The 8,413-nt window shown below is 68.4% G+C and carries 6 protein-coding genes; all 6 read left to right on the forward strand.

The window, feature by feature from the left end; translation table 11 throughout:
• Positions 1 to 54: 54 nt before the first annotated feature.
• Positions 55 to 1,821 carry a type I secretion system permease/ATPase gene (locus MFF06_RS20595; RefSeq protein WP_238207561.1) on the forward strand — a complete coding sequence of 589 codons (1,767 nt, stop codon included), beginning with the start codon at positions 55 to 57 and terminating at the stop codon, positions 1,819 to 1,821.
• Positions 1,818 to 4,358 carry a calcium-binding protein gene (locus tag MFF06_RS20600; RefSeq protein WP_238207563.1) on the forward strand — a complete coding sequence of 847 codons (2,541 nt, stop codon included), beginning with the start codon at positions 1,818 to 1,820 and terminating at the stop codon, positions 4,356 to 4,358. Before MFF06_RS20595 ends, MFF06_RS20600 begins: the two co-directional genes overlap by 4 nt.
• An 18-nt stretch (positions 4,359 to 4,376) precedes the next feature.
• Complete coding sequence (locus MFF06_RS20605) at positions 4,377 to 5,723, forward strand: HlyD family type I secretion periplasmic adaptor subunit (RefSeq protein WP_238207565.1); 1,347 nt, start codon at positions 4,377 to 4,379, stop codon at positions 5,721 to 5,723.
• A 137-nt stretch (positions 5,724 to 5,860) separates the two neighbouring features.
• The gene (locus MFF06_RS20610; RefSeq protein ID WP_238207567.1) at positions 5,861 to 6,397 is read left to right on the forward strand and encodes a methanogen output domain 1-containing protein; all 537 of its coding nucleotides are present in this window, start codon (positions 5,861 to 5,863) and stop codon (positions 6,395 to 6,397) included.
• Positions 6,378 to 7,568, forward strand: coding sequence for a sensor histidine kinase (locus MFF06_RS20615; RefSeq protein WP_238207568.1), 1,191 nt, complete (start codon positions 6,378 to 6,380; stop codon positions 7,566 to 7,568). The genes MFF06_RS20610 and MFF06_RS20615 overlap by 20 nt, the downstream gene beginning before the upstream one ends.
• Entirely contained in the window at positions 7,561 to 8,235 is a 675-nt protein-coding gene (locus MFF06_RS20620) for a response regulator transcription factor (RefSeq protein WP_238207571.1), read from the forward strand. The genes MFF06_RS20615 and MFF06_RS20620 overlap by 8 nt, the downstream gene beginning before the upstream one ends.
• Positions 8,236 to 8,413: the final 178 nt, after the last annotated feature.

The raw sequence follows: 8,413 nt of genomic DNA on the forward strand, positions 1-8,413 counted from the left end.
TCGGGCCCCGCGCGGGGCCCGACCCTCCCATCCGTCCGCAGGGGGACCATCGCCATGCGACCCAGGGACCGCAAACACCTGGCCAAAGCCCGATCCACCGAACGGCTCACGCGGCGCCTCGCGATGCCGTTCGTATTCCTCGGCGGGATGTCAGGCATCATCAACGTCCTGGCCCTCACGGGCTCGTTCTACATGCTCCAAGTCTACGACCGCGCCCTGCCGAGCGGCAGCCTGCCGACCCTCGTCGGCCTTTCCACGCTCGCCATCGGACTGTACGTCGCGCAGGGGCTGTTCGAGGTTCTGCGGCTGCAGATCCTGGTCCGTGTCGGTGCGCAACTCGACCGGCGCGCCGCCCCGCTGGCCCATCGCGTCGCCATCGACATGCCCCGCTTCGGCTACTCGACGTCGGAGGCGATGGAGCGCGGCCGCGACGTCGACACCCTCAGGGGATTCCTCGGCAGCCCCGGGCTGGTGGCGCTCCTCGATTTGCCGTGGACGCCGGTCTTCCTCGTCTTCGTCTACACGCTCCATCCCTGGCTCGGGGCGCTGACGGTCGGCGGCGCGATCCTGCTGACGTTCATCACCATCCTGACCGAACTGTTCACGCGGCGCTGGGCCGGCGCGACGCAGGAGGCGATGATCGTCCGCAACGCGGTCGCCGACACCAACGCACGCAACGCGGACGTCCTGAAGGCCATGGGGTTCGCCGGGCGGGCGGTGGACCGGTACCGCGCGGCCAACGACGAGCATCTCGTCCTCCAGACCCGGACCGCGGACGTGACCGGGACGTTCAGCGCCCTGTCCCGCATCCTGCGCATGATCCTGCAATCGGCCGTGCTGGGGCTGGGCGCCTACCTCGTCATCGGAGGCGAACTCTCGGCCGGCGCGATCATCGCGGCATCCATCACCTCGGCGCGGGCGCTCGCACCCATCGACCAGACGGTCGGCAACTGGAAGGCCATCGCCGCGGCCCGCCGTGCGTACGCCCGGCTGAAGGAGACGGTGACGGTCCTCGCCAACGTCGAGGAGCCCATGCCGCTCCCGCCGCCGCGGATGTCCTTGCGGGTCAATTCGGTGACCGTCGCGGCACCGGGCTCGGGGCGGGTGCTTCTGTCGGACATCAACTTCGAGCTCAAGGCCGGGCAGGCCGTGGGCGTCATCGGCCCGAGCGGCGGCGGGAAGACCACGCTGGGCCGTGCGTTGACCGGCGTGTGGCCCCTCCTGCGGGGCGGCATCCGCCTCGACGGCGCCGACCTGCCGCAATGGGACGAAGAGAGCCTGGGGCGCACCATCGGCTATGTGCCGCAGGAGGTCTGCCTGATGGACGCGACAGTCGAGGAGAACATCTCGCGCCTCGCCGGCGACGCCGACCCCGCCCAAGTGGTCGCGGCGGCACGTGCGGCCGGGGTCCACGAGATGATCCTGCGCATGCCGGACGGGTACCGGACCGAGCTGGGTCCGTTCGGGACCGCCCTGTCGGGCGGGCAGCGCCAGCGGATCGCGCTCGCACGGGCGCTCTACGGCGACCCCTTCCTGCTCGTGCTCGACGAACCGAACTCCAATCTCGACGGCGAGGGCGAGGCGGCGCTCGCCAAGGCGATCCTCGACGTCCGTGCCCGCGGCGGCATCGCCGTCGTCATCGCACACCGCCCGAGCGTCCTTGCCGCCGTCGATACCGTCGCAGTCATTCAGGACGGTAAGCTCACCGCATTCGGTCCGAAGGAAGCCATCCTCGGCAAGGCGAACCGCGAAGTCGCTCAAGGCACCGTACCGGCCAAGGTCACCAGGGAGCGCTCCCTTGAGGAGCGGGCTATGGCATGATCATCACGAAAGGCACCAAGACCGAGGAAGCCGCGCATGACGAGGGGCGCGAACGGTCCCGGCAACCCTGCGAAGCCAAGTCCCGCTTGCCGTACTACCTCGGCCTCGCCGTCGCGTCAGTGGCCGCGTATCTCAAGTCCCTCTTCCATGAGCCGGCCCGCGCCGAGCCCGAAAGCGAGGGCGCCGGAGGAGAGCCGCCGGGAGCGTCGTTTCCCAAGCCAGCCCTCCAGCTCGTTTCCGACAACCGGCAGGACGAGGAGCTCCCCGATCCACGCGCGAGGGGATCCTCGACTTCTGTCGAGGAGGCGCAAGGCGTCTCCGCGGCGCTGGAGTTCGAGGCGCTTGAGTTCGAGGCGCTGGAGTTCGTCCGCGTGCGATCCCTGCGGTTCGCGGCCCCCGAGGCGGGGCCGGATCTCGCCGACTTCAAGGCGTCGCCGGTCATCCCGAACCCGATCAACGACAACCGGGGCGTGGCACCTGCCGGCGGTGGAGGCGGCGGTGGCGGGCATGGCGTCCGACGCGGAACCCCTTCCCATGAGGATGCCGGTTCGCGTCCGTCCCCCCACACCAGCGAACTCGCGCCGCCCCGGAACAAGACCGACGGAGGCCCGCTCGAACCCGGCGGGCCGACCGGGGACGGGCCGAAGTTGCCCGGGCAGCCGCAGGACGGGGACAGCGGAGGCGGCCCGTCGACCACCGACCCAGCGGGGCCGGGCGAGACGACGGGTGGACGCCGCAACCGTGCCCCGGTCTCAACCGGAACGTTGCATCTGGCGGACACACTGCGCTGCGCGTCCCTCCCCATCGCGGCGCTCGACCTCCTTCGCAGCGTCTCCGACCCCGACGGCGACGCACTGTCCATCCGGGGCGTGACCGCCTCATCCGGAACGCTGGTCCGCGATGGTGACGGATGGCTCTTCGAGTGCGACGCAATCGGCCTCGTGACGCTCACCTACGAAGTCACGGATGGCGAGTTCGCCATCACGCAGACGGCGACCTTGAACGTGCTCGACCGTGCGCTGAACCCCGGCTCGGTCGGCGACGGCGGCATCCACGATGAAACGACAGGGACGAACGGCGACGACCTGATCCTGGGCACACCGTATCCCGACCGGATCGGCGGCGGCGGCGGGAACGACAACATCGATGCCCGTGGCGGAGACGACCTGATCCACGGTGGACCGGGCGACGACCACATCGTCGGCGGCGCCGGAAACGACACGATCATCGGCGGAATGGGGCATGACGTGATCTTCGCCGGCGCCGGTCGGGACGTGGTGTCGGGCGGCCCGGGGAACGACCGAATCTTCGGGGAGGACGGGGACGACACCCTCTTCGGCGATGAGGGCGACGACCTGCTGGACGGGGGAGCGGGTTCCGATGTCCTCGCGGGCGGCACCGGTGACGACACCCTCGACGGCGGTGGCGGCGACGACCGTATCGACGGCGGCGATGGAAGCGACCTGGTGCTCGCCGGTTCCGGGCGGGATGTGGTGTCCGGCGGCGCGGGCGACGATCGGCTGGAAGGCGGCGAGGGCGACGACCTGATCTCGGATGGAACCGGGAACGACGTCGTGCTCGGACAGGAAGGAGACGATGTGCTCGTCGCCGCCCTGGACCGCGCGGACGACGTCTTCGACGGCGGGTCCGGCGTGGATACACTCGACCTGACGGGCACCGGCGGCGGCGTCGCCGTCGATCTGGGCGGCGGCACCGCGATCAGTGTCGAGATAGGCCGCGACGTATTGAGGTCCCTCGAGGTCGTGCTGGCCGGCTCGGGCCCGGACAGCCTCGTCGGTAGCGCGGGGGCGGATAGGCTCCACGGCGGCGACGGGAACGACCATCTCGCCGGCCTTGGCGACGACGACGTCCTCGAGGGCGGCTCGGGCCACGACGAGATTCGCGACGGCTCCGGGCGCGACGTCGTCCGGGGCGGCGGCGGGGACGACCTGATCGTCATGGCGATGGACGGGGACGATGACCGCGTGGACGGCGGCGAAGGCATCGACACGCTGGACCTCGGCGATGCGAACGGCGACCTGCTCGTCGACCTCGTCCGCCATGTCGTGTCGGGGACCGAACTCGGGGACGACCAGATCGAGTCCGTCGAGCGGATCGTGGCCGGCGCGGGGCGGGACCACTTCGTCATCGGCGACGAAGACGTCGTCCTGACGGGAGGCGACGGGGACGACCACTACGAATTCGCCACGCATGGCGGGGACCGGGAACCGACCCGCGCCGTCCAGATCACCGACTTTTCGGTCGGAGACCATATCGACCTCCTGAAATGGTCGTTCTTCGAGGCCGCACCCGGAGCGACGGGCGTGTCGCTCGACGAGGCGTTGGAGCGCAAGGACGGCTCGGTGTCCGGCATCCGGTACAAGTCGGCCCACCTCGACGACGGCGACGTCACCGTCATCACCGCAGACTTCGACCACGACGACACCTTCGAGACCACCATCGTGCTCGACGGACAGCACACTCTCCTGTTCGTGGAGGCCGGCCCCGCGTCGCCGCCTCCGACCTCCATCACCTGACGAACGGAAGGCTCGAACATGCCAACGTTGCCTGCCCGCACCCGAAGCCCGCGCTACCTGGCCGAGATCGACCATGCGCCGCCACCCACCTTCTCGGTCGTCCCTCGCGTCGCCATGAGCCTCGCGTTGTCGGCCGCGCTGCTCGGCGGCCTCGGGGGTTGGGCCGCGACGACGAGCCTCAACGGTGCCGTGATGGCCCCCGGCACGGTCGCGGTGGAGCATCGCGCCAAGGCGGTGCAACACCGGGACGGCGGCGTCGTCGGGGCCATCCTCGTCCATGACGGACAGTCCGTGACGGCGGATCAGGTCCTCATCCGCATCGACGATGCCCAGACCCGCGCGGAACTCGCCATCGTGAAGGGGCAGATTGTCGAGATGGCGGCGAGGAAGGCCCGATTGCTCGCGGAACGCGACGGCCTCAGGGTGCTCGTGTTCCCGCCCCTCCCGCTCGGGGACATGCCGGAGGCGCGCTCTGTCGTCGAGGGCGAGATGCGCCTGTTTCAAGGCAACCTCGCCAGCCGTGACAGCCAGCGCCAGCAACTCGAACTCCAGATCGGGCAGGTGAACGAGGAGATCGCCGGCCTGGTCAAGCAGAGGGACGCCAAGCGCGAGGAACTCACGGTCCTGACCAGCGAGCACTTGAAGCTGCAGGGCCTCGTGGACAAGCAGCTCTTCGAGGGATCACGGTTCCTGCCCATCAACCGCGACCGCCATCGGCTCGCGGGGGAGCAAGGGTCGCTCGAAGCGTCCATCGCCCGCGCCAAGGTCCGGGCGAGCGAGATCCGGGTGCAGGTGCTTGCCATCGCGGACACCGCCCGTACCGAGGCGCAGCGCGAGCTCGCGACCGTCGACGCCAAGCTGTCCGAACTGTCCAATCGCCGCATCGCGTTGGAGGATCGGCTAACGCGCACGGACATCAAGGCGCCCGCCACCGGCATACTGCACGAGCTGAAAACCTTCACGGTGGGCGGGGTCATCACGCCGGCCGACGTACTGGCGACCGTCGTCCCGCACGATGCCCGGCTCAAGATCGAGATCCACATCGCGCCGTCGAGCATCGACCAAGTCGTGGTCGGGCGCCCGGCGAAGGTCAGGTTCACGGCGTTCAACCAGCGGACGACGCCCGAATTGAAGGGGCGGCTCTCCTACGTATCCCCGTCGACGACGAAGGGTGCCCGTGAGGAAGCCTTCTTCGTCGGACATGTCGAGCTCGACGAGGGTGAGTGGGAGCGCCTCGGACAGGGGAAGCGCCTCCTCCCCGGCATGCCCGTGGAGGTCCATGTCGCGACCGAGGAGCGGACGGCCCTGTCATATCTCGTGAAACCGCTGCAGGATCAGTTCAGTCGAACTTTCCGGGAACGATAGATTGAAATCTGTCACGCTTCTGCTGAGGTGACGATAAGTACGTAAGAAAGATATATTGCAATTCATTTCGCGGGAATTATTGTTGCGCTCGAGTTTTTGTGAGCATATTGAGACTATCTGCCGACGAGGAATCGGTGATGGTCGAGGCGATTGGGGAGCATAGTAATCTGACGGCCGAAGTCTCTATCGGCCGGGAGCGATTTCTCGCCATGGTGGTGGGCTCCTTGAACGATGTACTGAGCGATACGGTAGGTCCCAGGGAAGTCGAAGGCTTCGTCAACCTCGTTGGAATGGCCGTCGCGGAACAGATCCTCGCCCGTTACCTAGCGGCCGCCGGCACAGCGCGTCTCGATCTCTCGGCGACCCTGGACGCGTTGCTCGATTGGAACAGGGACCTGGGCGGGGATATCGCGATCTCCGAGAGGTCGGAAAAGAAGGTGGTCCTGGACGATAGGCGCTGCCCGTTCCTCGGTTTCGGCCTCGACTCCCGCGCGATGTGCAGGATGACCTCTCACGTGATCGGGCACATGGTTGCGGAGAGCCAGGGTTATGGGCGCGTCACCCTCGCCGACCGGGCATCGCGCGGCTCACGCGGATGCCGCATCGTCATCGACCTCGAACCCAATGCCTGCGACGGCGGGGGACAGTCCTATTATGCTAAGGGCGACCGTTAAGTCCGACTTCGAGACCCTGCTCGATCTCGTGTCGAGCCCGACGGTGCTCACCGACCGCCGTGGCGGCGTCGTGGCGGCGAACGCTGCCGCCCATGAAACCTTCGGAAGCCTCGGGATCGACTGCCACTTGCCTTTCCCGGACGCGGCCCGCGCCGGTTTCGAGCGCTATCTCGACCGCTGCCTCACGACTGCGACCTCGATCCCCGGCTCACTGTTCCTGTGGCATGTCGACGGTCGGCTTGAACGACATCCCTGCCGTGGCGTCCGCGCGCAATTCTCGGCTTTCGGCGAGAAGCCGCTGGTCCTCCTGCAATTCGACGGGATCGCGTTCGACCGCCGCTTCAAGGCCCTCGCCGCGAAGCTTCACGACGCCCGCCGCGTGATGCGGGAGCGACGGTTGCAGGCGCAGCGGCTGCAATCGCTGATGGAGGAGCGCGAGTGCCTGCTGGGTCAACTGAAGCGGGATGCTGCTGCCCGCGCCGAGGCCGAGGGCGAGCGCGACGCGGTGCTGGCCCAACTCTACAGGGCCGGGCAGGACGAGCGGAGGAGGCTCGCCCGCGACCTGCACGACCATGCCGGCCAGCATCTCATGGCCCTGAAGCTTCAGCTCAGACGGCTTCAGTCACACCTGACGACCCTTGAAGGCAGAGGCGAACTCGCACGGTTGTTGAACCAGGCGCAGGCCGTCGGCGACGCTCTGAGGCGCGTGACGCTGGCGCTTCGCCCCGCGGCCTTGGAGGAGTTCGGCTTCGTCACGGCACTTCGGTACCTCGTCGAGGAATGGGGCCGCGTCACCGGATGTCCCGTCGAGTTCCAGGTCGGCAACGTCGAGGTGGAACTGCCGCCGGATCACGCGATCACGTTGTTCCGACTGGTCCAAGAGGCGCTGACCAACGTGGCGAAGCATGCGGGCCAACCGAGCGCCGTCTCCGTCGTGCTCATCTTCGGCGAGAGCCACCTGACCTTGTCCGTCGAGGACGACGGCAATGGCTTCGAGGCCGGCGAGGCGTCCGTCCATGCCCTGGTGGCGCAGGGCAAGCTCGGCTTGGTGGGGATGCGGGAGCGCATCTCCCTGGTGGGCGGCACGCTGGACATCGATTCGACCCCCGGCACCGGCACCTCGGTGACGGCCAGGGTCAGGCTTGAGAGGGATACCCCATCCGATGGCTGACGACACCGCGGTCCGCGTCGTGCTCGCGGACGACCATCCGGTCTTCCGCCACGGCGTGGCGGACCTGCTCAAGAGCACCGGCGAGTTCGACGTCGTCGCCTCGGTCGACAGCGGCGCCGCCGCGATCCGGGCGGTAACCGACCTTGGCCCGGACGTCGCCATCCTCGACCTCGCGATGCCGGACCTGAACGGGGTCACGGTGATCCGGAGGCTCGCCGAGGGAAAGTGCCCGACCCGGTCGCTGATCCTCAGCGTCTACGAGAACCGCGTCTACGTCGAACAGGCATTCGAGGCCGGCGCGTGCGGGTACGTTTTGAAGCGCTCCGCCTTCAACAACATCGCCCAGGCGGTCCGCGCCGTCCGGGCCGGGGGCATCTATGTCGATCCGTCGTTGCCTGGGCAAGCCGCCGGCATCGGACGGGTCCACCCCGATCAATCGGCCCGCGATGCTTCGGCGCCCTTGGCGGAGCGGGAGAAGGAAATCCTCCGCTTCGTGGCGTACGGCTTCACCAGCAAGGAGATCGCCAGCCGGCTCGCGACCACGCCGAAGGCCGTGGAGGCTCAGAAGGCGCGGGCATGCGGCCGGCTCGGCATCGGCAGCCGGGCGCAGGTCGTCCAGTTCGCGATCCTCCAGGGTTGGCTCCAGGGGGAGCTCGCCGACCGGTGAACGGACGTGAGGCCCCGGACCGAGGTCCCTCATCCGAACATGCAGCCGGTGGCGGACAGGCAGCGCCGGTTCGATCAATCCCCCATTTCGCCAGCCGTCGCCCCGCCGTTCCACCACGCTGACCCAGTTGCCCTCGAACTTCTTCTTGGCACCGCCTTAGGGTGTGAACCGAACCAAG

It is taken from the genome of Methylobacterium aerolatum, from assembly GCF_022179085.1.
Classification (GTDB): Bacteria; Pseudomonadota; Alphaproteobacteria; order Rhizobiales; family Beijerinckiaceae; genus Methylobacterium; species Methylobacterium aerolatum.